This is a genomic window from Acinetobacter lwoffii (assembly GCF_022967985.1).
Taxonomy (GTDB): Bacteria; Pseudomonadota; Gammaproteobacteria; order Pseudomonadales; family Moraxellaceae; genus Acinetobacter.
Window position 1 is genome coordinate 52,856 of sequence record NZ_JALJVC010000006.1, and the last position, 24,027, is coordinate 76,882.

The 24,027-nt window shown below is 42.9% G+C and carries 21 protein-coding genes; 15 read left to right on the forward strand and 6 right to left on the reverse strand.

Annotation, left to right across the window (positions count from 1 at the left end):
- Position 1 precedes the first annotated feature (1 nt).
- Both gabT and MWG72_RS05305 read left to right on the forward strand, forming a co-directional pair.
- Complete coding sequence (gabT, locus tag MWG72_RS05300) at positions 2-1,264, forward strand: 4-aminobutyrate--2-oxoglutarate transaminase (RefSeq protein WP_180087025.1); 1,263 nt, start codon at positions 2-4, stop codon at positions 1,262-1,264.
- Positions 1,265-1,280: 16 nt separating this feature from the next.
- Positions 1,281-2,729 carry an NAD-dependent succinate-semialdehyde dehydrogenase gene (locus MWG72_RS05305; protein WP_247143425.1) on the forward strand — a complete coding sequence of 483 codons (1,449 nt, stop codon included), beginning with the start codon at positions 1,281-1,283 and terminating at the stop codon, positions 2,727-2,729.
- 203 nt (positions 2,730-2,932) lie between these two features.
- Here MWG72_RS05305 and MWG72_RS05310 read toward each other — a convergent pair whose 3' ends face one another.
- The 3 genes from MWG72_RS05310 to MWG72_RS05320 form a co-directional block, all read right to left on the reverse strand.
- On the reverse strand, positions 2,933-3,214 hold the full coding sequence (locus tag MWG72_RS05310) for a helix-turn-helix domain-containing protein (RefSeq protein WP_004280265.1): 282 nt from the start codon (positions 3,212-3,214) through the stop codon (positions 2,933-2,935).
- Positions 3,207-4,511 carry a type II toxin-antitoxin system HipA family toxin gene (locus tag MWG72_RS05315; protein ID WP_247143386.1) on the reverse strand — a complete coding sequence of 435 codons (1,305 nt, stop codon included), beginning with the start codon at positions 4,509-4,511 and terminating at the stop codon, positions 3,207-3,209. The genes MWG72_RS05310 and MWG72_RS05315 overlap by 8 nt, the downstream gene beginning before the upstream one ends.
- A 249-nt stretch (positions 4,512-4,760) precedes the next feature.
- On the reverse strand, positions 4,761-5,810 hold the full coding sequence (locus MWG72_RS05320; protein WP_247143387.1) for a Rieske 2Fe-2S domain-containing protein: 1,050 nt from the start codon (positions 5,808-5,810) through the stop codon (positions 4,761-4,763).
- A 310-nt stretch (positions 5,811-6,120) separates the two neighbouring features.
- Here MWG72_RS05320 and puuE point away from each other — a divergent pair, with 310 nt between their 5' ends.
- The 5 genes from puuE (at position 6,121) to MWG72_RS05345 (ending at position 10,276) form a co-directional block, all read left to right on the forward strand.
- The gene (gene puuE, locus MWG72_RS05325) at positions 6,121-7,083 is read left to right on the forward strand and encodes an allantoinase PuuE (protein ID WP_180087028.1); all 963 of its coding nucleotides are present in this window, start codon (positions 6,121-6,123) and stop codon (positions 7,081-7,083) included.
- 143 nt (positions 7,084-7,226) lie between these two features.
- Positions 7,227-7,730: a 2-oxo-4-hydroxy-4-carboxy-5-ureidoimidazoline decarboxylase gene (gene uraD / locus MWG72_RS05330; protein ID WP_247143388.1), complete on the forward strand. Its 504-nt coding sequence runs from the start codon at positions 7,227-7,229 to the stop codon at positions 7,728-7,730.
- The gene (gene uraH, locus MWG72_RS05335) at positions 7,727-8,047 is read left to right on the forward strand and encodes a hydroxyisourate hydrolase (RefSeq protein ID WP_004280258.1); all 321 of its coding nucleotides are present in this window, start codon (positions 7,727-7,729) and stop codon (positions 8,045-8,047) included. The genes uraD and uraH overlap by 4 nt, the downstream gene beginning before the upstream one ends.
- Before the next feature lie 30 nt (positions 8,048-8,077).
- Complete coding sequence (locus tag MWG72_RS05340) at positions 8,078-9,436, forward strand: nucleobase:cation symporter-2 family protein (RefSeq protein WP_247143389.1); 1,359 nt, start codon at positions 8,078-8,080, stop codon at positions 9,434-9,436.
- A 126-nt stretch (positions 9,437-9,562) separates the two neighbouring features.
- Positions 9,563-10,276 carry an outer membrane protein OmpK gene (locus MWG72_RS05345; RefSeq protein WP_086044844.1) on the forward strand — a complete coding sequence of 238 codons (714 nt, stop codon included), beginning with the start codon at positions 9,563-9,565 and terminating at the stop codon, positions 10,274-10,276.
- 57 nt (positions 10,277-10,333) lie between these two features.
- Here MWG72_RS05345 and MWG72_RS05350 read toward each other — a convergent pair whose 3' ends face one another.
- Positions 10,334-10,831, reverse strand: coding sequence for an ureidoglycolate lyase (locus MWG72_RS05350; protein WP_004646920.1), 498 nt, complete (start codon positions 10,829-10,831; stop codon positions 10,334-10,336).
- 12 nt (positions 10,832-10,843) lie between these two features.
- On the reverse strand, positions 10,844-11,848 hold the full coding sequence (gene alc / locus MWG72_RS05355; RefSeq protein WP_004280253.1) for an allantoicase: 1,005 nt from the start codon (positions 11,846-11,848) through the stop codon (positions 10,844-10,846).
- A 210-nt stretch (positions 11,849-12,058) separates the two neighbouring features.
- Between alc and hpxO the strand changes: the two genes are divergently transcribed.
- Entirely contained in the window at positions 12,059-13,216 is a 1,158-nt protein-coding gene (gene hpxO, locus MWG72_RS05360; RefSeq protein WP_247143390.1) for an FAD-dependent urate hydroxylase HpxO, read from the forward strand.
- An 81-nt stretch (positions 13,217-13,297) separates the two neighbouring features.
- Here the strand turns inward: hpxO and MWG72_RS05365 are convergent, their stop codons facing one another.
- Positions 13,298-14,221 carry a LysR family transcriptional regulator gene (locus tag MWG72_RS05365; RefSeq protein WP_247143426.1) on the reverse strand — a complete coding sequence of 308 codons (924 nt, stop codon included), beginning with the start codon at positions 14,219-14,221 and terminating at the stop codon, positions 13,298-13,300.
- 278 nt (positions 14,222-14,499) lie between these two features.
- Here MWG72_RS05365 and MWG72_RS05370 point away from each other — a divergent pair, with 278 nt between their 5' ends.
- From MWG72_RS05370 to MWG72_RS05400, 7 genes are all read left to right on the forward strand, one after another.
- Positions 14,500-15,555, forward strand: coding sequence for an aromatic ring-hydroxylating oxygenase subunit alpha (locus MWG72_RS05370; protein ID WP_247143391.1), 1,056 nt, complete (start codon positions 14,500-14,502; stop codon positions 15,553-15,555).
- A gap of 714 nt (positions 15,556-16,269) precedes the next feature.
- Positions 16,270-17,370, forward strand: coding sequence for a BMP family ABC transporter substrate-binding protein (locus MWG72_RS05375; RefSeq protein WP_005246410.1), 1,101 nt, complete (start codon positions 16,270-16,272; stop codon positions 17,368-17,370).
- Positions 17,371-17,490: 120 nt separating this feature from the next.
- Positions 17,491-19,092 carry an ABC transporter ATP-binding protein gene (locus tag MWG72_RS05380; RefSeq protein ID WP_247143392.1) on the forward strand — a complete coding sequence of 534 codons (1,602 nt, stop codon included), beginning with the start codon at positions 17,491-17,493 and terminating at the stop codon, positions 19,090-19,092.
- Positions 19,093-19,133: 41 nt separating this feature from the next.
- The gene (locus MWG72_RS05385; protein ID WP_247143393.1) at positions 19,134-20,231 is read left to right on the forward strand and encodes an ABC transporter permease; all 1,098 of its coding nucleotides are present in this window, start codon (positions 19,134-19,136) and stop codon (positions 20,229-20,231) included.
- Between the two features lie 33 nt (positions 20,232-20,264).
- A complete protein-coding gene (locus tag MWG72_RS05390; protein ID WP_247143394.1) occupies positions 20,265-21,185 on the forward strand; it encodes an ABC transporter permease in 921 nt (306 codons plus the stop codon).
- A 43-nt stretch (positions 21,186-21,228) separates the two neighbouring features.
- Positions 21,229-22,602: an amidohydrolase family protein gene (locus MWG72_RS05395; RefSeq protein ID WP_247143395.1), complete on the forward strand. Its 1,374-nt coding sequence runs from the start codon at positions 21,229-21,231 to the stop codon at positions 22,600-22,602.
- 238 nt (positions 22,603-22,840) lie between these two features.
- Positions 22,841-24,025: a tetratricopeptide repeat protein gene (locus MWG72_RS05400; protein ID WP_247143396.1), complete on the forward strand. Its 1,185-nt coding sequence runs from the start codon at positions 22,841-22,843 to the stop codon at positions 24,023-24,025.
- Positions 24,026-24,027: the final 2 nt, after the last annotated feature.

The following is a 24,027-nucleotide window of genomic DNA, read 5'->3' on the forward strand; positions in this document are numbered from 1 at the left end:
AATGGACAGTAAACACTCAGCACTGAATGCACGTAAACAGCAGGCGACACCACGTGGTGTTGGGGTCATGTGTCAATGGTACGCAGAGAAAGCAGAAAACTCGACCATCTGGGATGCAGAAGGCAATCAATATATCGACTTTGCGGGCGGGATCGCCGTACTGAATACTGGCCATCGCCATCCTAAAATTATTGCTGCGGTCACTGAACAATTAACCAAATTTACCCATACGGCTTATCAGGTTGTACCATACGAGAGCTACGTTGCTCTGGCAGAACGTATCAATGCACGCGCTCCCATCCAGGGTGCTGCAAAAACCTCATTCTTTTCAACGGGTGCTGAAGCTGTCGAAAATGCAGTTAAAATTGCCCGTGCCCATACTGGCCGTCATGGCATTGTCACTTTTGGCAATGGTTTTCACGGCCGCTCATTTATGACGATGGCCATGACTGGTAAAACTGCACCTTATAAACGCGACTTTGGAGTGATGCCTGGTGGTGTTTTCCATGCCCGTTATCCGGTGGAATCCAAAGGCATTAGTGTTGATGATGCAATGCAAAGCATCGAAGATATTTTCGCAGAAGATATTGCTGCGCATGACGTAGCAGCAATTGTGCTTGAACCGGTACAAGGTGAAGGCGGTTTTAATGTGGTGCCAGCAGAATTCCTGAAACGCTTGCGTGTGCTATGCGATCAAAACGGCATTTTACTGATTGCTGATGAAGTACAGTCTGGTTTTGCGCGTACAGGTAAACTGTTTGCGATGGATTATTATGAGACCAAGCCAGATCTGATTACGATGGCAAAGAGTCTAGGCGGCGGTTTCCCGATCTCAGGCGTGGTAGGTCGTGCTGAAGTCATGGATGCACCAAATCCAGGTGGATTGGGAGGCACTTATGCAGGTAACCCGGTTGCTGTTGCGGCTGCCCATGCGGTACTGGATATCATTGAAGAAGAAGGTCTTTGTGAGAGAGCGAATGATCTAGGCGCAGAACTGGTTGATGTTTTACATGAACTGAAAATGTCTTCTAGCATGGTCAAAGATATTCGTGCACTGGGCTCAATGGTGGCGGTTGAGCTGGAAACTGCGGAACAGGCAAAAGCTGTACAAAACCATGCCATGCAAAATGGTCTGTTAATCCTGACCTGCGGTCGTTATGGTAATGTAATCCGTTTCCTATACCCGCTCACGATTCCGGCAGAACAGTTCCGTGCGGGATTGGCTATCTTGAAACAAGGGTTTGCAATGTCTGTTGCAGCCTAATGAAAGAGTAATGATCATGCTTCAAGCGCAATATAGAGATTTATTACAGCATCCTGATATCAGCTTCGATCAGCCTGCCACGGATGAATATATTGAAGTCAAAGATGCAGCAACCCAAGCCACTTTGGCATGGGTAAAATCCCATGACCGGGCATCTGTAGAACAGCTGATTGCTCGTTCTCAGCAAGCACAGAAAGTCTGGAAAGCCAAGACAGCCCTCGAACGTGCGGATGTGCTTTGGGCCTGGTTCAATCTGATGCAGGAACATAAAGAGTCTTTGGCTCAGATTCTGACCGCTGAACAGGGCAAGCCACTGGCTGAGGCGCGTGGTGAAATCGGTTATGCCGCTTCCTTTATCCGCTGGTTTGCCGAGCAGGCGCGTCGTATTGATGGTGACGTGTTGACTCCAACGCTTTCCCATCAACGTTTATTGGTCATTAAACAGGCAATTGGGGTAACAGCTGCGATCACGCCATGGAATTTCCCGGCGGCGATGATTACCCGTAAAGCCGCGCCAGCTCTGGCTGCTGGCTGCTCAATGCTGGTTAAACCGGCTGAACAAACGCCTTTAACCGCCTATGCGCTTGAGGTTTTGGCCTTGCGCGCAGGTTTACCACAAGATGTATTGCTGCATGTTAGTGGTGATGCGGTTGAAGTGGGTCAGGTCTTATGTGAAAGCGAAACCGTGAAAAAGTTAAGCTTTACCGGTTCGACTCAAGTCGGCCGCATCCTGATGCAGCAATGTGCGCCGACCATCAAAAAACTGTCCTTAGAACTTGGTGGCAATGCACCGGTTCTGGTCTTTGATGACGCTAATCTTGAACAGGCGGTACAGGGCATCATGGCGAGTAAATTCCGGAACAGTGGACAGACCTGTGTGTGTGCGAACCGGATTTATGTACAAGATGGCATTTATGATGCGCTGGTAGAAAAATTGGTGGCTGCCGTTGCCAAGCTGAAAGTGGGTGATGGCCGTGATGAAGCCTCTACTCAGGGTCCATTAATTGATGAGGCTGCAATTGAAAAAGTGCAGTCACATATTGCCGATGCATTGAGCAAAGGTGCACAGGTGAAAACCGGTGGACAGCGCTCAAGTCTGGGCGGTACATTCTTCGAGCCAACACTTCTGACTGAAGTCACCCAGCAGATGCGTATAGCAAAAGAAGAAACTTTTGGACCATTGGCACCGCTGTTCCGCTTCAAGACTGAAGAAGAAGCGATTCAGATGGCGAACGATACAGAATTCGGTCTGGCCACGTATGTATTTACCCAAAGTACAGCACGTCAGTGGCGTGTAGGTGAAGCCTTAGAATACGGTATGGTGGGAATCAATACCGGAGCTATCTCTAATGAGGTTGCGCCATTTGGTGGAGTCAAGCAATCGGGATTAGGCCGTGAAGGATCTAAATTCGGTATGGATGAATATCTTGAAATGAAATATTTATGTGTTGATATTTCTTCATAATGACGTTTCGCAAGTAAACATATTCATTAAAAACTGATGAGACAATGTCAGCCTCCAGTGAATCCCGTGTTTAATTTAAACCGGGATTCCTGTAATGAAGCAAGGATTTAACAGACAGATTGGAGCAGGGCATATTTTCAGTTGTTAAGCCATTCTTCTTCTCTAAAATTCCCCTAAATATCAATTAAAGCATCAGATTTCTATCAGGATTTAACCCTAATTTCTAACTTTAAGCCAAAAGCATCCAGTAATTTTTGCATAGACTTGAGTGTTGGATTGCCTTCAGGTTGTTCCATTTTCTGTAGAGTCTGGGGAGCAATCTTGGTAATTTTAGCCATATCGTTGAGTGTGAGGTGCAACTCGGTACGAATGAAGCGAGCAACCTGATGAAAAGGCCAGTCAGGATTGTTACTGACGGTTTCAAGTACAGACAATCTCTTTTGCATCTGTTGAATCGGAGTCAGTGGCTTGAAGCGTTTATCCATAATTCAGCTCCTCCAATTGTTGGCAAATATTATCAATTCGATACTGGCTATTTTCCAGAATTTCAGGTGCCAATTGCAGATACTGCATGTGCTCGAGTAATCCCTGATAAAGTGGTAATTGCTCGATTAGCACCGCTCTGATTTCTTCTGAATCAATGAGCGTACTTTCGGCGATCTGTTCAATGACTGAATGCCAAATTGGCATACCACCATGATCATCTCGCTCCCAACGCGTAGTTCGGGCAATACCATCTGGATGTAGCCACATCGGCGCAAAGTCAAATAATGGGGTTAGTTGAATGATTCCGTTATTGAAACGTTGAAGCGCTGTATTACGGGTATGATTGTCCTTATTGCCTAAAGCGACATTGGCAAGATCACGCTTCAAATATTCAAAGATTTCCTGTTTTGGTTCAGTACAGCATTGCATCAACAGGCTACAGATCTGGTTATGGGTCATTCTTACCCCAAAACCGGCTTTTCCTCCCAGAGAAGCAATACTTTCCTGGGCAATTCTTTCAACCTTCCCATCGCTGACCTTACGGTCGAATCGGGGAATGAATAAAGTCTTGCCATGCAGCTCCAGTTCCTGATGAACATGAAGTCCCAAGTACTGGGCAATTTTCATATATAAGGCTTCGTGCATCAAAATTTTATCTAAATTCTGATCACTGCCACGGCTGAATTTCACCAGCCAATGCTGTTTGACCTGATGATCTGTCAGTGTGTGATCCAGATAGAACAGGTCATCGTGACCTTGAGTTAGCAGTAATTTTGGCCACTCGCCCTGAATACCAGAAGAACCGGCAATAAAAAGTCCATAAGAGGCTAAGGATTCAATAAATTTTTCTTGACGTTCTACGACTTGGTCTAGACTAAAGCCATGATTCTGCTGAACAGGAAACTGCCCCTGTAGCCATTCATAAGCCTCTTTCACCCGTAAATTACCAATCGGATTGCCTGCACCCGCTTTTAAAAGCGCCCAGTCTGCTTGTTCCTGAGTATTTTCAGAAAAATTAAGCTGACGGAGTAATTCTTTACGGCCATAACCTTGAGGTAACAAATCCATCAGGAAGGCTGGCCAGGTAGATTGCAAGGTATTTTGCACATTTACTGGTAAATGATAGGCTAGCGCATGCCCATCGCTTAGGTCCATATAAGAAATAGCATATTCAAATAGATATGATGTGCGCGTGGCTGCTTGCCATCCAGTTTGTTGTTGACCGACAATCTCAACAATAGCGCAATCCAGCCATTCATCTTCCTGATAAATCTGCAGTGTGCAATATTGATCCATAATTTTATTAAAATAGTAAAGTAAAGTGATTTTATTTATTATATACCTATTTTAATAAAAAACTAATTTTATCTTCTTAAAGTTCTTTATCGTTCTAAAAGGCCTTATCTTCACCAGAATACAAGGCTTATGAGGCTATATAACAAGATGTATCCTCATAGAAATCAATATATAACCCAATTAATTTTTAAATATCAGAGGAGCTCTAACCCTGGTTATTTATTATGAATCTTTCTTTTGAATAAAATTTTAAGCAGCAAATAAAGGACTAAATCCCCGTTTACGTAGTAATTTTCGGTACATACTCGAGCTTCGATCTGCCGGAAAATGCGCTTCTAAAGATAAGTCCAGAGGTAAATATTCAGGTTTCTGATTTTCTACAATCACACGATCTTCCTCGAAAATTTTCATATTAAAGGCATAGGCATCTTCAACCGGTAAATCTTTATCATAATTGCGGCAAATAGGTGCAAAAAGTCGTGTTGAACGCGCAGTCATGGGTGAAGCCGCATTCATGATGACCTGCTTGGCATGATTTGGAAAATGAATCGTAAGTGTTGCAGTAAAGGGTAGGCTCACTTCAAAATGACGTAACCATTTAAAATCTTCCTGGCCACGCTGCTCGATTCCGATCGGATAACGTCCCACACTGCTGATATAATCTGCATTAAAACCGACCTCCGTTTCTGTCGTACTGTAATCAGGAACTTCTACATCCTCCGGATCGCCAAAAGTGTCTGGATGCACCCAGGCAAAATGAGCCACATCAATAAAACCTTCGAGCTGTCTTCCTGCAAAACATTGAATGTCTATCTGAGGGCAGACCAGTTGCTGATACTCAGCATCATCCCAAAAAGGCATGTTAGGAATATGAGGTTCTGCATCTTTTGTAGCGCTTAATGAACACCAGATCAGACCATACTTTTCTACCGCAACATAAGTTTTCAAATGGAAACGTTCCGATATTTTATGCTGAGGATGTGCAGGAATACGGTTGCATTTACCTTCATTGCCAAAGCGTAAACCGTGATAACGACACACCACGCCTTGGCCGTCATTTTTTCCCAAGCTTAAAGGTACACCGCGATGCGGACATGCATCTTTCGCCACCACCAGTTCATCGTTCATTTTATAAATCACCAGCGGCATATCAAGCAGCATGCTACTTGTTGGCTGATCTGTAATATCACGCGCAAGTGCAATCGGATACCAGTACTGAGCCAAAAGATGCCAGTCATGTTCCTCGAATGTCATATGGACTGGTAAGTCGGGACTAAAAGCGGCGATATTTGTATTCATAATGGGTTCTGTGTCATGACCTTTAGCTGGACTATAAAACAGCAAGGTGTTCTATGAAATTTCAATTAATAGGACATAGGATTGCGTAAATCAGAACACTGACCGGCGATTGAAAACAAATAAGCATCTTTCTAGGTTTTTTATATTCAACCACGCAAATATTGAGATGGGATATTTCTAAGCTTAAATTTCGCTGAAAATATTTTTTTAAAAAGCGTGCTCTCAGTTTCAATGCTCTAGTTTGGCGCATAAATTGCTTATCACGCGTATAGAAAATTGATCATTTACTCAGAATCGACAAGGAATTGATGTGACGACTAGCTACTTACGCGGACAAGAACTTATCGACAGTATTCGCAATGCACCTTATTCGCGTGACCTGATTGGTTATCATGGCGAACCACCAAAAGTGCAATGGCCAAACGGCGCGCGTGTCGCGGTACAGTTTGTGCTGAATTATGAAGAAGGTGGTGAAAACCACATTGAACATGGTGATGCCGGTTCAGAACAGTTTTTATCTGAAATCATCGGTGCTGCCAGCTTTCCAGACAAACATATGTCGATGGATTCGATGTACGAATATGGTTCACGTGCAGGCTTCTGGCGGATTCATCAGGAGTTCCAGAAACGTGGTTTGCCGATGACTATCTTTGGAGTCGGTATGGCCTTAATACGTAATCCTTATGTGGTCGAGGCGATTAAATCAGCTCATTATGATGTGGTTTCACATGGGCAGCGCTGGCTACATTATCAGGACATGCCGCTTGAACTTGAACGTCAGTATATGGATCAGGCGATCAGTGTTCTGGAAAGCCTGTTTGGTGAAGCGCCTATTGGGTGGTATACCGGTCGGGACAGTCCAAACACCCGTCAACTTCTGGCTGAATTTCCTCACATCAAATATGACGCTGATTACTATGGAGATGACTTGCCATTTTGGAGCACCTTGACCAATCAGGCAGGGGAAACACGTCCGCATTTGATTATTCCTTATAGCCTGGATAGCAATGACATGAAATTCAGTTCACCGGGCGGTTTTAATAGCGGGGAACAGTTTTATCAATATCTCAAAGATGCTTTTGATGTGCTCTATGCCGAAGGCGAAACTGCGCCAAAAATGCTGTCGATTGGCATGCACTGCCGTATTTTAGGACGGCCGGGACGTTTTAAAGCTCTACAAAAGTTCCTGGACTACATTCAAAATCATGACAAGGTCTGGATTTGCCGTCGTGGGGATATTGCCGAGCACTGGTATAACCATCATGCGCCATAATCATAAAACATATTGGAAAAGATCAGTTTAGATGCTCTTTTTTGAGTCATGTACTTTATAAAAATAACAAACACATCAGCTTTGGCACTGTTATTGCAAAACCAGTTTTAAATAACCAAGCAATATAAACAGGCGATTGAATAGTGCAACTTGTTGAATTTAATCAAGCATCAGCAGAAGATGCGATGATCTTTTTAAAGCACTGTGTGCAAATACCCAGCTGGTCGACCGAACTTGCAGCAAAACGTCCTTATGCATCGCTTGAGGATATTTTGAATGCAGCGAACCAACAGGCGGCGACCTGGAGTTGGGATGAAATTAAAACTGCGCTGGATAATCATCCCCGTATAGGTGAAAAACAGGCACAGGCTGAATTAAGTGAAATAGAAAAAGACTTTTCCCATCGTGAGCAATCCTGCATTACAGCAGATGACGATACCCAGCTCGCGCTGCTTAAAGGCAATCTTGCCTATGAAAAAAAATATGGGTTTATCTTTCTGATCAAAGCTGCTGGATTGAGCAGTGAAGACGTCCTTCAAGCCCTGAACTATCGTTTGCTAAATGATCCAGAGATTGAGAAACGTATTGTCCATCATCAACTGGCAGAAATTGCCTTGTCACGACTGGCTCAGGAGCTTCATGCATGATTAGCACGCATATTTTAGATACACATCTGGGAAAACCTGCGACAGACGTGGTGGTACGACTTTTTGCTGAAGACGGTCGCTTGCTTGCTGAGACAAAAACCAATACAGACGGCCGCGTCAGTGATTTTGGCATAGTCGATTTAAAAACAGGTATCTATAGTCTTGAGTTTTTTACATCTGCTTATTTTGAAGGTTTGGGTTTAGAAACTTTTTTTCCTAAAGCAGTTATTCATTTTTATGTGAAAGATGCATTCCAGCATTTTCATATTCCTTTACTGATCAGCCCATTCGCGTACTCCACATATCGCGGAAGCTGATTTTATATTTAGACTTTGAGGGTGAGAAAAATGACAGAACAAAGTAAAACAATATCACCTGAACATGAATATTTAGGTGCGGGGAAAAGTGCAGCTTATGGTTTGCAACACGTACTGACCATGTATGGTGGAATTATTGCACCACCTTTAATCGTGGGAACAGCAGCCGGCCTAGAAGCTTATCAAATTGGATTATTGATTGCGGCGGCGCTATTTGTCGGTGGTTTAGCCACAATTTTGCAAACCGTTGGGGTGAAATATATCGGTGCAAAACTACCTTTGGTGCAAGGGGTTTCTTTTGCCGGTGTCGCAACGATGGTGGCGATTGTGACTACAGGCGGTGGTTTGCAAGCCGTCTACGGTGCAGTCATTGTCGCATCATTGATCGGTTTTTTCCTCGCACCTTATTTTTCCAAAATTATCCGTTTCTTTCCACCAGTCGTGACCGGTTGCGTCATTACTATCATTGGTTTGTCTTTATTGCCGGTGGCAGTCCGCTGGATGATGGGCGGCAATCCCAAGGCACCAGAATGGGGAAGTGTCGAGAATATTGGTCTGGCATTGATGACCTTGGCTTTAGTAATTTGCCTGAATTTGAGCCGACATGCTGCTATTCGTCGCTTGTCTATTTTACTGGCAATTGTTTTAGGTTCAGTACTGGCTTATTTATTCGGTTTTGGTGATTTCTCTAAAGTTGCGAATGGAACATGGATTCAGGTACCCAGCTTCTTCGCCTTTGGACTACCGACTTTTGAGCTCACAGCCATTATTTCCATGCTCATCGTTACTCTCGTGATTATGACCGAAACCACAGCAGATATCATTGCAGTGGGTGAGATTGTAGGTACCAAAGTGGATGCGGATCGTATCTCGAATGGCTTGCGTGCCGATATGTTATCGAGTGCGATGGCACCGGTTTTTGGTTCATTTATGCAAAGTGCTTTTGCGCAAAATGTCGGCTTGGTGGCGATTACCGGAATTAAAAGCCGATTTGTGGTCGCTGCGGGTGGCATGATTTTAGTAGTGCTGGGTTTACTGCCCATTATGGGACGTTTGATTGCTGCCATTCCTGTACCGGTATTAGGTGGTGCAGGTCTGGTACTTTTTGGAACAGTCGCTGCAAGCGGGATTCGTACCTTGGCTAAAATTGATTATAACGAGCAAAAAAATCTCATCATTGTTGCGACCGCTATTGCTGCCGGTATGATTCCAATTATTGATCATTCCTTTTATGCCAATTTTCCAAAATGGGTACAAACCTTGTTTCATTCAGGCATCAGCTCAACCTGCTTAATGGCCATTTTACTCAACCTGTTGTTCAATCAACTGAACTTATTTAAAAATAAAAGTACAGCAACTACAGAAATTGTGGCAAAACTTCCCCATTAGAAAATTTAAACCAGAATGAAAGCAGCCCGGAAAGTGGGCTGTTTTTTTATCAAAAATTAAAAATGTTGGCTTTGTTTTTGCTTAATTCAGAATGTGATTTTTTCATTCCACTGGGGACCCTTATTTATGAAATTCACTCAACTTACTGCTGCAACTTTACTTGTATTGGGTGCGGCATCCGCACAGGCAAAACCGATCTGGCAAGACTTCAGTGTCACCGGACTTTATGGAGAAAACTATGAGGTGGTCAATGAGAAACAGGCGACTGCGACCTTTGAATATACGGCAAAAATAAAATATGCAGATGTCTTCTTCTTCATTGACCGTATGCGCGGCGCAGATGACTTTAAATCCAGTTATTTTGAATTTTCACCACGTTTGAGCTTGGGTGAAGTGTCGGGTCAGAAGCTTGCCTTTGGTCCGGTTAAAGATGTACTGGTTTCAACGACCTGGGAAGGTGGAGAGGGTTTTGATAACTTCCTGTACGGCGTAGGTTTCGATCTGGATATTCCATATTTCCGTTATGCCAGCATTAACCTTTATCGCGTGAATAATGAGAATATTGATGATGATTACCAGTTGACACTGACCTATGGCGTGCCAATTAAACTGGGAACTGAAGAATTTCTGGTGGATGGCTTCTTGGACTGGTCTACAGAAGAAGATACTCATGACAGCGAGATGAACTGGACCACCCAATGGAAATGGAATGTCGGTAAACACATTTCTCCAGACACCAATTTATATCTGGGGATTGAACATTCTATCTGGAACAACAAATTCGGTATCCCAAATGCCGATGAAAATAATGTCAGTGCTTTAGTGAAATATCACTTCTAGGCAAAGTGATGAAGAAATAAGTTAAAAGCCCTGATAAAAGGGCTTTTTTTAATGCGTTTAAAATACGATCTGGATGTTTTCAGGAAAAGGATGAACATCACAATTTGATCCGCTACCTATACGATCCACTACAACAAACTCGCTGGGTGCTTCAAGGGTCAATAATGGATGATGCCAGGTTCCGGCACGATAATTTATCCCTTGAGAACCATCACTGATAAATACCTGAATCTGACTAATATCGGGCTGTGTATAATCAAGTTCAGGCGCTACAACGATTAAAAATTGCTGGCCGTGCATCGGAATAAAAGCCTGTGATCCTAGAGGATGCCTTTCCAGCATTGAGATTTGAAAAGGAATTGCCGTAGCTTGCATATTTCTAAAAATACTCAGTCCGACCTTGGTGTCACTTTCTACTTCAGCCAGGGCATGATAACGCTCAGTCTGCTGCTCATTGATATGAAAATAATGATTACCCTGACAGGCAATGACTTCTCCAAAAGGCAGAAAACTTTCAGTGCTTAAAGGCTGTATTTTTATACTTTGCATAGACATATCATTGATCACTCAAGCCAATTTTCCCCAGAGACGAATCCGGCTGATGCCACCGTCCGGAATCATGTTGACACGAATATGGGAAATTTTTTCGTGTTGTAAAATTTCATTGATGTAATGATGAATATGATCCATTTGCATAGGTTGGGCTGCTAACAAAAAAGGCCAGAACATGCTTTGTGGAATGAGTTGCTCATCGGTTGCATCCTCAACATAGATGGCTTGAATAGAAACCTCTGCAGGGAAATTTCCCTTAAAATGGGCGGTATCAATTTCAATTTTCTCGATTCGGGCACTGGCGCCTAAAGCCAAAATGCACCAGTCAAATCCTGGAGCACGACGCCGTTTGGTTTCCCAGCCATCGCCCATGTTAATGCCACGTCCCGGATTAATCAGATTGCGTGGATGTCCAAAATGCGCATCGCTATAGGCAACGACACGGCCACCATGTTCTAGTGCCAAAACATCTAGCATTTGATCACTATCTTGCAGATTGATTTTTACCTGACCATAGACCTTAAAACGTGCAATCCCACCGTCAGGATAAATATTCAAACGGACATGGGTAAATATCTGCTTTGCTGAAATCTGAACAATATGATGCTGGCTGGGGCCCAAGACATTATTTTCTATAATGCTGATCCATTCTGCCTGATCAAGATTTCCATCTGGCGCATAACATGCTTGCACAGCAGCAGAGGCCGGATAATTACCGCTAAAAAAAGTCGTATCAATATCCAGTGCCTGTATTTGACCTGCAACAGCAAGTTTAATGATGGCCCAATCATAGCCCGTGTGGCGCTTGCGACGGGTTTCCCAGCCATCCATCCATTTGCCATGCTCATCAAACTTGTCTTCGATAAAGACCGGTGCCTCAAATTGCAACATGCGTTTTGCTTCAGCAAAAAACTCATCTGAACATTCAAGAATTTCTGCGCCAATTCGGGCATCTGCAAGGTTAGTTAACTGCTGTACTGGAGCAGGCAGATCAAAAATTGGAGCTAATAAGGTCGCCATCTTAAATTTCCATCATTGGTATACGTCACATGAATATGCACTTTTATAAATACAAATTTAGGTCTTCTGCCTTTATAAAAACAGGACATTGAAGGAATTTAAAAGCACAGCGTGTGCCAACTCTTGCTATTTTTTTAGTGCATTTTTTTCAGGATGGCACGTTTTTAGCATTTTAGCTGGCAATGAAGATGAAATAGCCAGGAGGAATAGATGGAGATTGCAATTATTGGGGCAGGCATGGGCGGATTAACCACAGGAATTGCACTAAAAAAGTTCGGACATCGGGTCACCATCTATGAGCAGGCAGAACAGATTTTACCTGTCGGTGCTGCAATTTCCTTGTGGTCAAACGGGGTGAAGTGTTTGAACTATCTGGGCTTAACTGAACAGGTAGCAAAGTTAGGTGGCCAGATGAATGACTTAGCCTATATCGATGGTTTGAATGGCGAGGTCATGACGCAGTTTAGTTTGGCGCCGTTAATTGAAGAAGTCGGTCAACGTCCATATCCGGTATCGCGTGCTGAATTACAAAATATGTTAATGGATGCGTTTGGCCGGCAGGATATTCAGCTCGGTAAAAGAATGGTGTCTATTGAGGATAAGGGGCAACACGTCGAAATCGGTTTTCAGGATGCCAGCACTGTTTCTGCAGCATTATTGATTGGCGCAGATGGTACCCATTCCATGACGCGTCAGTATGTATTGGGCAAACAGGTTGAACGCCGTTATGCTGGCTATGTGAACTGGAACGGACTGGTTGAGATCTCTGAAGATTTAGCGCCCGCACAGCAGTGGACCACTTTTGTCGGTGAAGGCAAACGCGCTTCACTGATGCCTGTGGCAGAGCATCGCTTTTATTTCTTCTTTGATGTGCCATTGCCCGCAGGTCTGGAGAATCAACGTTCGGAATATAAGATCTTATTAAAGCAATATTTCTCTGGCTGGTGCTCCCAGGTTCAATGCCTGATTGACAGTATTGATGAGCAGAAAACCAATCGTGTCGAAATCCATGATATTGAGCCTTTTAACCAGTTTTATAAGGGCCGTGTGGTAATTTTAGGGGATGCGGCACATAGCACCACACCGGATATCGGGCAGGGAGGTTGCCAGGCAATGGAAGATGCGATCTATCTGGCACGTGCCTTACAAATTAATACGCTAGGTCTGGAAGATGCCCTGAAACGTTATCAGAATAAACGCAATGAACGCGCCAATGAATTGCTGCTACGTGCACGTAAGCGTTGTGATGTCACGCATATGAAAGATGAGCAAATTACCAAAGACTGGTATGCAGACCTACGGAAAGAGCAAGGCCCACATATTATGAAAGGCATTATTAGCAATATTGTGGGTAATCCATTGGATTAAAAACAGTTAATTTCATCATTAATATTAAATAAAAGCCGCGATTTTAGTTATCGCGGTTTTTGTTATTTAGGTATGAAAATACTACAGTTGCTGCACCTTGCTTTTTAAGGCTTCCATTTGTTCAATAATATGTTTGATCATCAACTGGGAAACGCGTGAAATCTGGCGTTTAGGCGCCACACAGAGGGCAATGGTCAGCGGATGCAGCCCTTTTTCAGAGATAGGTTTAAAGACCACTTCATCTCGCTCGACATACGGTAAAACATCGAGATAACTAAAAATTCCAATCCCGGAATTCGCCTTAATGAGAGTATTCATCAGACGGATATCATTCGATTCCGTTTTACGTACAGGTATAAATTGATGATGTTTATACAATGCCTGTACATAATCATGAATAATCAGGGGTTCGGCCGGAATAAAATGGTTGTCATTCAAGGTATCTGAAAAATAAATCTTTTCTGCTTGAGCAAGAGGGTGTGATTTACCCATCACAAAACCTAAAGGTAGTTCCAGAAAATGGAGGACTTCAATATGTTGATGGGATTTCGGATTCAGGATCAGGCCAAAATCCAGATCTGCCTCAATCACTTTTTTGGCTACGATTTCACTGTCTGCGACCCGGATATTAAAATTAATCCAGGGATAATTTTCATACATATATTGCACGGACTGCATGACAAAACCATCATTTAAGGCAGAAATTAAACCAAATTCGATGGTCCCACGCGTAAGTCCCTGAATTTCATCAAAGCGAATCCGGGTTTGCTGGAATTCTTTTTGCCATTTCATAACATCGGCATAGAGTAATTCGCCCGCCAGTGTCAGTTTTAAACCATTGGGCAAGCGCTCAAATAACATAATTCCCAGTTCTTCTTCAGCCAGAGCAATTTGCCGATGTACTGCAGACACGGAAATGAATAATTGATCTGCGGCCTTGCGTAAACTTCCCGTTTTCGCCACCGCGATAAAATATTCTGAAAATCGGGAAAAAGGCGTATTCATCAATTTAGTCAAGCAAGTACCACCGTTTATTTATATCAATATTTGAGATAAACGTGTTTATGCGAGTTTTATGCCAAAGAAGGTAGCTTTAATCGGCAAGTACATTTGTACATGGTTGATGTGTTCTAATTTTAAGAATGAATAGTACGAATCATTCTAATAGACAGAATGACAATAAATTAAGTAATTTCAATCATAAGCAAAGCCAAAATTGCACAGTTCTGTACTGTTCAAGGCCTGTAAAAAGAGACCATCCACAGTAAGAATATAGGTTTGATATGAACGCCATTCCAGTCATCAATTTATTCAACAAACCCTGCTATAGCCAGTTTGATGATCAGGACTGGGAAATTCTGGCTCGTCACTGGTATCCGGTTGCACGGATTCAGGACGTTTCTACCCAACCGCAACAAGTAACCCTGCTTGATGTCAAACTTGCACTGTATAAAACAGACAGTGGTGCAATTCACCTGGTTCGTGATCTCTGTCCACACCGGGGCGTACCCTTAACCAAAGGCTGGGTTTCGGGTGAAAATCTGGTCTGTCCTTATCATGGCTTACACTACAATGGCCAGGGAAAATGTATCAAAATTCCTGCACAACCCGAGCTGACCAACATTTCTGAGCGTTTTTCTCTGACTAAATTTCCAGTGGTGGAAAAATATGGCTTGATCTGGACCAGTATTTTTGGCCGTGACGAAGCAAAAGCCAATTTTCCTGTTTTAGATACCTGGGAGATGCCAGATCATCAGGCAATTTTACCGCCGTTTGTGGATATTGGCGGCTCAAGTGGCCGTCAACTGGAAGGCTTTATTGATGTTGCACATTTTGCCTGGGTTCATCAGGGTTCTTTCGCAGATCCTGAAAATCAGGTTGTACCCAAATACACGACAGAACGTACAAATTACGGCCTGCATACCGAATATGTTAGCAGTGTCAGCAACTATCCACATGGTATGCAAGATCTGGCACCGGAAGGCTTTTTGTGGAAACGTGTATTTGATGTCTATCCACCGTTTTCTGCAGTGCTTACCGTACATTTCCCAGAACAGGGACAATTAAAAATTCTCAATGCCTGTTGTCCGGTCTCACACAATAAAACCCGTTTATTTGTACCACTGACACGCAACTTCGATACCACAGGAGATTTACAGGCGGTATATGACTTCAATGCACAAATTTTTGCCGAAGATCAGGACATGGTAGAAAGCCAGAAACCTGAAGAATTACCGCTCGATATTTCTATGGAAGCGCATTTTGAAGCAGATCGCTCTTCAACGACCTATCGTCGAATCTTAGCCGAGTGGGGATTAAGTAACCGTTATGTTGTCTAATATATTTTAAAATTTAAAAATATGGATTAAATTTTAAATAGAAACCCTATATTTCAATATAGTGGTTTTTATTTATATTATTTTTGAATGATCAAAATATTATTTATATGTCCTTATTTCTTAATTAAAATTGATTAATATTTTCAAAATTTGGAAATTAAATAAATCAATCCAGGCAAGCTCCGATTAGAGATTTCCAACCTCCTTCAATGAGGAGAGAAAATAAAAATATCTACAGAACATCATCCTTTCGGCGTATTACAAGCTAAACCTAACTATAAAAAAACTATTAATATATTTAAATATTAATGATTTATATCTAAAAAAATCCCATTCCCTCAATGAGTCTCAATACCTGATTCTATCATCTAGATTTATCTTTGCTCATGAAAAATATGAAGCTCCAATTAAAAAAGGAATGCACAAATTTAAGGCATTTTATTTTATCTCACCACTTATAAGAAAAAATAAAAAAATCCTTCCATCAAATTAAATTTTAGGGTCAATTATAAAATTATTATTTATAAATTTAATAACAGTACGCTCTTATTAAATAAAAAACAAAAATATCTTTTTAAAAACCCTATTTTTATTATTTTTTATAAAAACTGGAATGCTTATTGCTAATTATATATTGGACAGACTGAGCGCATTTGAGTGAAGTCATTTTAAAGCATGTGTTGTATGACACAGAACAACCAAGAGCAGAATAGAATGAAAGAAAAAAATAGCTTGAAAACCGGATTGAAAAAATTGGTAGGGGTGTTAATGGCAAGCGGTGTAATGAGCATGGCCGCTGTCGCGAATGTTCAGGCCCAAGATAAAGCCGCGTTTGTTTATATTGGTCCAACCAGCGACCATGGCTGGACTTATTCTCATGATCAAGGCCGGATTAAGGCTGAAAAAACCCTCGCAGGAAAATATAAAACCTCTTATATCGAAAATGTCCCTGAAACAGCAGATGCCGAACGTGTGATCCGCAACCTGGCACAACAAGGCAATAAAGTCATTTTTGCGACTTCGTTTGGTTATATGAATGCAATGGAGAAAGTATCCAAGCAATTTCCCAATACAGTATTTATGCATGCAACCGGTTATAAGCAGGGGAAAAATTTAGGAGTGTATGATGTCCGTACCTATGAAGGCGCTTATATGCTGGGTGTGGTCGCAGGGCAAAAAACCAAAAATAATGTTTTGGGTGTAGTTGCGTCTTTTCCGATTCCTGAAGTTATCCGTAATATCAATGCCTATACCCTCGGTGCACAAAGTGTAAATCCAAAAATTAAAACCAAAGTCATTTGGGTGAATTCATGGTTTAACCCGGGCAAAGAACGTGATGCAGCCTTGGCATTGATTGCTCAAGGTGCAGATGTGCTGATGCAAAATACCGATTCTCCGGCAGTGGTACAGGCGGCTGAACAAAAAGGTGTCTTTGCTTTTGGCTGGGACTCTGACATGAGCAAATTTGGCCCTAAAGCGCATCTTGCCGCATCGGTTTTACATTGGGAAAAAATTTACACCCCGGTAATGATGCAAGTCAGCAATAAAACCTGGAAACCAAGTGCAATGTGGTACGGCGTGAAACAAAAAGCAGTCGATATTGAAAGCTTTGGTCCTTCCGTGTCGGCAGCCTCTAAAGCAAAAGCACTCAGCGTACGTGACGGTATTTTAAAAGGCACATTGCATCCATTTACCGGCCCGATTCATAAACAGGATGGCACATTGGTCTTGGCAAAGGGCAAGCGCCTAGATGATGCGGCACTAAGCAAAATGAATTACTACGTGAAGGGCGTAGAGGGTTCATTACCGAAATAAAGCTTTGTCATTTTGCAATTCAAAAAACTTTAAATACTTTGATGTACTTTCCCGCATCCATCTGAATGCCTGCACGCTTCAGATGGATGCCGCACTGTCACAGCATTGAATAGGGCACTGATGATGACCTCTCAAGACGATAGATCTGCTCATGCGCAAGAGTTGAACGCACGTTCTTCTTCAGGTGTACCGCGTTTACAGCTCATCAATATCTGTAAAAGTTACAATTCATTGAAAGCGAATGACCAGATACATTTAACCGTTCAACCTGGGCAAATTCATGCCATTTTGGGTGAAAATGGTGCTGGCAAAAGTACCCTGATGAAAATCATTTATGGGGCAACCAAGGCCAATCAAGGACAAATCCTCTGGAACGGTAAAGAAGTTCATATTGATAACCCGTCGATGGCAAGAAAACTCGGGATTGGCATGGTCTATCAGCATTTCTCTTTATTTGAAACCTTGACCGTGGTGGAAAATATTTTGCTGGGACTGGATGAAAAGATTCATTTAAAAGTCCTGAGCCAAAAAATTATTGAAGTTTCAGAACAATATGGTTTACCCATTGATCCACGCCGCGAAGTACATTCTTTATCGGTAGGTGAGCGGCAACGTGTCGAAATTATTCGCTGCCTTTTGCAAAATCCCGCTTTAATCATTTTAGATGAACCGACTTCAGTATTGACACCACAAGCGGTACGGCAACTGTTTAAAACTTTACGGTTATTGGCCTCCCAAGGCGTTTCAATTTTATATATCAGTCATAAATTACACGAGATCAAAGAACTCTGTGATGAAGCGACCATCTTACGCAATGGCCGTGTCACCGGAAATGTTAATCCCAAAGACAACAGTACCAGTGATTTAGCACGCTTAATGATTGGCCGTGATTTACCGACCTATGTACGCCCTGAATATACAGGTGAAAAACAGATATTATTCCAGGTTGAGAATCTCAATTACCAGTCCGACGACCCATTTGGTGTGTCGCTGAAAAATATCAATTTAAATATTTTTGCCGGTGAAATTGTAGGAATTGCCGGGATTTCTGGCAATGGGCAAGCAGAATTACTGTCTTTATTGTCGGGTGAAAATAGCCTGAAACATGGCCAGATGATTCTGGATCAAATCGATATTTCCCGATTCAGTCCTGGTCAACGGCGTGACTTGGGCCTGGGCTTTGTCCCTGAAGAACGTCTTGGACGCGGTGCAGTCCCGAATATGACACTGTCTCAAAATGCCTTGCTAACTGCATTTCGGCAGAATCTGACGCAATGGGGATTAATCAAGTTTGCGCAATGTAAGCTTTTTGCCGAGCACTGTATTGAAAAATTCGGGGTGAAAGCCAGTGGCCCAGAGGCCGAAGCACGTTCCTTGTCGGGTGGAAATTTACAAAAATTTATTGTGGGCCGGGAAATTCTGCAAAACCCGAAATTCCTGATTGTGGCTCAACCGACCTGGGGCGTTGATGTGGGCGCGTCCATGTTTATCCGGCAAACCCTGATTGATCTCTCTCGACAAGGTGTTGCCATTTTGGTGATTTCAGAAGAATTAGAAGAGCTGTTTGAAATCAGTGATCGTCTCTGCGTGTTGGCCAATGGTGAACTATCTCCAGCGATACCTACTCATGAAACCAATACTGAAAATGTTGGAATCTTGATGTCAGGCATTCCAGGCCATGACACTGCGATCATAGTAGAGGAGCAGCAAGCTCATGCTTAATATAACAAAAAAACAAATATACAGGTTGAGAGGAGAGCGACATGCATTTACTGGAACCGCGTGAACATCCATCTCAAATCATGAAGTGGCTTTCACCGCTCATTGCGCTGCTGGCCATGCTGATTGTCGGCAGTATTCTGTTTTTAATGTTGGGGATTAATCCCGCGCAAGCCATGTACATCTTCTTTATTGAACCGCTGACATCCTCTTATGGCTGGAGTGAACTGGCAGTGAAAGCCGGGCCTCTGATTCTGATTGCCTTGGGACTGGCGGTCGGATTCCGGGCGAAATTATTCAATATCGGTGCTGAAGGTCAGCTTACCATCGGGGCAATTTTTGGTGGTGGTATTGCGATTTTATTTCATGATCAAATCGGTTGGTGGGTTCTCCCGTTAATGATCGTCATGGGCGCACTTGGTGGGGCACTCTGGGGTGCAATTCCTGCCTTACTGAAAACCCATTTTAATGCTGAAGAAACCCTGACCACCCTGATGATGAATTATGTCGCAGTATGTGTGTTGCTATACCTGGTCAATGGTCCCTGGCGTGATCCGGACGGTATGAATTTTCCACAATCGGTGGTTTTTAATGAGAGTGCTACGCTGCCATTCATTGTAGAAGGCACACGCATTAATGCCTCTATCTTTATCACTCTTTTTGCAGTCCTTCTGTTCTGGGTTTTTATGCGTAAAAGTCTGACGGCCTATAAGCTGGAAGTCAGCGGTCAGGCACCTTTAGCTGCCAAATACGCAGGTTTTTCTTCCTCCAAAGCGATCTGGATGAGTCTGGTGATTTCCGGAATGATGGCAGGTATTGCCGGAATCTGTGAAGTGGCGGGGCCTATTGGACAGCTGAATCCGAACCTGTCCCCAGGTTATGGCTATGCAGCGATTATCGTGGCCTATCTAGGGCGCTTAAACCCCATCGGTATTGTGCTGTCAGGCTGTTTTATGGCGCTGATTTATCTGGGCGGCGAAATGGCACAAATGCAGCTCCAGCTTCCGGTCGCGATTACCGGTATTTTCCAGGGGCTGCTGTTGTTTTTCCTGTTGGCTTCCGATGCATTGATTGAAAACCGTTACCGGTTTAGCAAAAAAATGGCGCCGCCTGTCCCTCAGCCCACAGCAACCACCCTTTAACCCAATGTTGTCTACAGCAAAAGGAAGCATGATATGGCTTTAGAAATAACTGCAATTCTTGCAGGTACTGTTGCGGCAGCAACACCACTGATTTTCGCAGGTCTGGGGGAATTGGTCACACAGCGGACTGGTGTGATTAATCTTGGAGTAGAAGGGATGATGCTGGTCGGTGCAATTGCAGGTTTTGCCTTTGCTGCGGAATATAATGCCAGTGTGTTAAGTGCCTTATTGATGGGTGGTCTGGCAGGCATGTTGATGGCCCTGATTTTTGCCCTTTTTACCTTGTCTTTAAGTACCAATCAATCCGCGTGCGGTTTGGCTTTAACTATTTTTGGACTCGGCATTTCTGCATTTTTGGGTCAGAACTACGTCAGTATGGCTTTACCGGGTCTGGCTAATTTTAATATTCCACTATTAGCGGATATTCCAGTATTGGGTCCGATTTTATTCCAGCAAAACTATGTGGTGTATTTGTCGATCTTGATCTTCTTTCTGGTGTGGTTTGTCTTGGATAAAACCCGTTTGGGCTTATTGCTTAAAGCAGTTGGAGAATCACCGGAAAGTGCGCATGCCATGGGTTATCACGTGTTGGCGATTCGTTATGGCGCAGTGCTATTTGGCGGTTTGATGGCAGGGGTTGGTGGAGCATTTTTATCAACCGTCTATACTCCGATGTGGATTGAGAATATGGTGGCTGGTCGCGGCTGGATTGCGATTGCACTGGTGGTGTTTGCGGTGTGGAAACCAACACGTTTAATGCTCGGCGCTTACCTGTTTGGTGGCGTCACCATTTTACAATTTCATGCCCAGGCGCTTGGAATCAAGGTTCCCAACGAGCTGCTGGCCGCATTGCCCTATATAGCCACCATTGTGGTACTGGTCATGATTTCGCGGAATAAAAAAGTGTTGAAAATGAATTTACCATCTTCTTTAGGCAAAACCTTCGTGCCATAACCGCAGCCATTCATCATAAATAGAATAGATTTGAGTATAAATCATGAAAATTTTAACAGCTTCCTATGTCCTTATCATGAATGCGCAGAATGAATGCATTAAAAATGGCGCGATACTGATTGAGGACGACCAAATAAAAGCAGTGGGTACATTGGCGCAATTAACTCAATGCTATCCAGAGGGGCTCATTGAGGATTACCCACAAACGATCCTGATGCCGGGCTTGATCAATACCCATTGTCATTCCGGTTTATTGTGTGGCACGGCTGAAGGATTACCGGTTTGGGATTGGTTACAGCAGTATATTGACCCCATGCACCGGGTGTTGACACCCGAAGATGCGAAAATTGCTTCTTATTTGTGTTATGCTGAGGCACTTTTGTCGGGAACCACCACTATTGTCGATATGTGGCGTTATATGGAGGGTAGTGCGGAGGCAGCAAAAGCCTTAGGGATTCGTGCCGTTCTAGTGCCTTATGTCGCAGAGCATCCGGATCACAATTATTTTGAAACCTTAAAAAGTAATGAGGCCTTAATCAATCGTTGGCATCAGCAGGCGAATGGACGTATTCAGGTTTGGGTGGGTTTAGAGCACCTGTTTTATGCGGAAGCTTCAGCATTAAGCCGTATTGAGAAACTTTGTCAGGATTATCAAACCGGTTTTCATACCCACAGCAATGAAAGCCAATTTGATGTACAGGAAAACCTGCGCCGTTCAGGTATTCGCCCGATTGAAAGTCTGCAAAAGCTAGGCTTGCTAGATCTGCCTAAAACCCTGTTGGCACATTGCGTCTGGGCAGATGCAAATGAAATTCAGATTTTAAGGCGGCATGCGGTCGGTGTCGCCCATAATCCGATTTCCAATATGAAATTGGCCTCCGGTGCAGCCCCTGTGGTTGAAATGCTACGTCAAGGTGTCGCGGTGGGTTTGGGTACTGACGGAGAAAAAGAAAACAATAACCTGGATCTATTTGAAGAAATGAAAACGGCGTCATTATTAGCAAAGTTCTCGAATTTAGATGCGGCTGCTCTGGATGCCTGGTCAGTCTGCCAAATGGCGACTGTCACAGGAGCTAAAGCTTTGGGTATGCAAGATGAAATTGGTTCATTGGAAGTTGGTAAACAGGCTGACCTGATTGCAGTTAGATTGGATACACCACGGATGACACCGTTGATTGATCATGGAAAATTATTTAATTTGCATACCAATTTAGTGCATGCAGTTCAAGGCCAAGATGTCGTGATGACGATGGTGGCGGGACAAATTGTGGTTAAAAATGGTCGCTTGATCAATGCCGATTTACAGGCTCTAATTGATCAAGTAAATAAGGCGGCGCCACGCTTGTTTGAACGTCGTGATCAGTGGTTTGCAAAGCAGGGGCGAACGGTAAATGAATTACAGCGGGAAGAATTTTAAGATTTACGTGGGGGTTGAGGTTATTCATTGATAGTGGGACGACTTTTATCATGATTAGTTACGTTAAAGCTAAAACAGCCATTTATTAAAGGAATATTTTAAAAAATAAGGCTAAATTTTTAATTAAGTTACTTTTTATAAAGAATATATATAGTTTGGTAACCGCGCTTAACTCACGAGAAATTGAAAAATAAATAACTGTTATAGTGATATAGAATATTCAATATATCTCATTAAAATGAAAAAATTAATCATAATTTCAAGTACTTGTTTATTTCTCTTGAGTATTTCTATTCAGGCAGAAACTCGAGCAGAAAATAATTCAGAGATTTATGCGTTATGGGAACAATATTACCAAATAGAAAAAAACAACCCAGAGCAGGCAACGCATCTTTTGCAGCAAATTAGCCAGAAATCGCCGGAGGATCCAAAAGTCTGGAAAACCTGGACATATCTGGAAATGCGAAAAAATAATAATCCCGAAGCTTTAATTTATATTGATCGAACTCTTGAATTAACGCCAGATGATGAACAATTGTTGTTGCAAAAAGCCTATCTGTTGAATGCTGCTCAGCGTAATCCCGAAGCTTTAGAAATATTTAAAAAACTGCAAAGTTCCTCAAATCCTGAAACTGCAGCAAAAGCCGAACAAGCAGTACTCAATTTAAGTGGAACAACAAGTGGTCAGACTCAAAATACCTTTGCTGATATCTATTTTTCTCCTTCTTTTGAAGGACGTTATGACACAGCCATCTTGCCTTTGAAGCTCCGTTATGGACGTTATTGGGGAGAAGAGAACCGTGGCCAGATTTATGGCTTTGCCAGCATTAACAGGGATACCCAATCTACCGGCGGTGCGCGACCTGAGATTATTGACCAGAATGCAGCCATTGTCGGTGTTGGAACAAATTACCGTCCTTGGGAATGGCCGCTCTATCTATATCTGGAACTCGGCGGAAGTTATGATCTAATCGATTTAAACCGAGACAAATTCAGGGAAAGTATTAATTTTGGTTTGACCAGTTATCAGGAATGGTATTGGCATGATTCCGAAACCAGTCATAGTCCGGTTACCCAGAAGACTCAGTATTTTGCCGAACTGTATGGCAATGCAGCGAGCTATTCACGTGAAGATTATAATGTAATTGGCGACCTGCGCTTGCGTACCGGTTGGAACTTTAACCGGGATCATCTAGGCAATATCCAGACTTATCTGAAGCTACATACGATTAATGACTCCAATAACGAGTTTTATAACAACCTGGCAGAGCTGGGACCGGGTATAGCTTGGCAACCTGTAGACTTCCCGGTCAAGCTACGTATTGAACAGATGTATGGCAAATATGTAAATGGGGCACCTGAGTCTGGAAAAAGAACTTTTGATAATACCCGAGTGGAACTGACTTATTACTGGAGCTTTTAACC